This window comes from Streptomyces novaecaesareae (genome assembly GCF_000716875.1).
GTDB lineage: Bacteria > Actinomycetota > Actinomycetes > Streptomycetales > Streptomycetaceae > Kitasatospora > Kitasatospora novaecaesareae.
The window spans coordinates 1-1556 of the sequence record NZ_JNWQ01000186.1 but is presented as its reverse complement, the minus strand read 5'-3'; the positions used below and the strand labels follow the sequence as shown (position 1 = coordinate 1556).

Annotated in this window: 2 protein-coding genes; one reads left to right on the top strand and one right to left on the bottom strand. The window is 65.9% G+C overall.

The features are described 5' to 3' along the window. Positions 1-68: 68 nt before the first annotated feature. Positions 69-1217, bottom strand: a complete 1149-nt coding sequence (locus OP86_RS32375) for an RNA-guided endonuclease InsQ/TnpB family protein (RefSeq protein WP_078589595.1) — start codon at positions 1215-1217, stop codon at positions 69-71. On the opposite strand from OP86_RS32375, the gene OP86_RS38950 reads away from it, so the two are divergent. After that, on the top strand, positions 1194-1346 hold the full coding sequence (locus OP86_RS38950) for an Arc family DNA-binding protein (RefSeq protein ID WP_234435138.1): 153 nt from the start codon (positions 1194-1196) through the stop codon (positions 1344-1346). The genes OP86_RS32375 and OP86_RS38950 overlap by 24 nt on opposite strands. Positions 1347-1556 lie beyond the last annotated feature (210 nt).

The following is a 1556-nucleotide window of genomic DNA, read 5'->3' as shown; positions in this document are numbered from 1 at the left end:
CCGCTTGCTCATGTTGCTCTTGCCACTCACTACCTGGACTGCTTCCTCCGGGACCATCCGTCCCAGTATCAGGCTGTCCAGCTCAGTGGGGGAACTTCATCCCTGGGGGATGAGACTCCGCACGCGGTACAGGTGTAGGTGCGCATTCCCAGCGGCAGTGCATGCTTGGCTCTCGTCATGCAGTGCGCGCAGTCCATCGTGGTGTGCGCGGGGTGGACCAGGTGCACGCTGCGGGCGTGCTTGCGGCCCATCTCGATCAGGGCTCGCTTGGTCGCGCCGATGGCGGCGTCGGCGGCCTTCTTGGCCATGGTGGTCCTGGCGAGGAACTTCGGGCGGAAGTCCTCGACGGCTATCGCGTCGTGGTCGCGGACAACCTGCTTGGCCCACTTGCGGGCGGTGTCGTTCCGCTGGTTGGCGACCTTCCTGTGGAGCTTGGCGGTCTGCCGCTTTGCCTCGCGGTAGCCCTTGGACGCGGGCTTGCCCTTGGGCGGCTTGCGGCGTGCCATACGGCGCTGGTACTTGGCCAGTGCGGCGGCGGCGTTCTTCCCGTGCTGCGGGTGGGGAAGGTCGTGCGGGTCGCTGGTGGTGGTCGCGGTCTCACGCACGCCCCAGTCGATCCCGATCACCGCACCGGTCGCGGGCAGCGGCTCAGTGGTGATCGCGACGACGAACGACGCCCACCAGTGCCCCACCGCGTCCCGGTACACCCGCACCGACGACGGCACCGACGGCAGATCCCGCAACCACACCACCGTCAGCACGATCCCGCCCGCAAGATGCAGACGACCGTCCTTGATCCGGAAACCACGGGTGGTGTAGTTCAGGCTCGGCAGCGCCTCACGCTTCTTCTTCGGCTTCGGCATCCCGGCGCGCCGATTGACCGGCAGCTTCGCCTTGATGTCCTTGATCGCCTTCGCGCGGGACTTCGCGAAGTCCCGGATGATCTGCTGTTGCGGAACCGACGCCCCGTCACGAAGCCAGCTCATCGAGGCACGGGCCTCGGTCAGCATCTTGTCCAGCTCCGCCGGACCGCACGTCACCTTCGGCGTGCCCTCCGGGCGGTTCTGGTTGGCCTTGTGCCGCTTGCGGGACATGGCAACGCACTCGTTCCACACCCACCGGCACCGGCCCCATTCCGCCTCAAGGCCGGTGAGCGCGGTGGACGACACGCGCAGGCGGTAGGTATACCGGGCGTGCCCGGTCTCCTCCGCCGACATCGATGTCGTCACGACGGCATCACGATCCTTTTCGTACTCAGACTCCCCGAAGACTTGCACACACGACTGACAACTCAAGCTGCCCACGACCGGCGGTCCATCAACTCTGAGATTCTGCATCTATTCTGAATCGGCTTGAGGTCACTCTCAGCACCATCGCTCCCCAGACGCCGGACCGCCTTGACGGCGGTACGGCTACCCCTGACCCGCTACGCGGGAAGCCGGATTCCTCCCCGACCTAAAGGCCAAGGCCGTGAAGTTAAGGGCTGATCGGCTCGCCCAGGATGTCGATGCTGATGGTGGCCTTGTAGGTGCGTCGGTCGACGCGCAGGCTCTTGT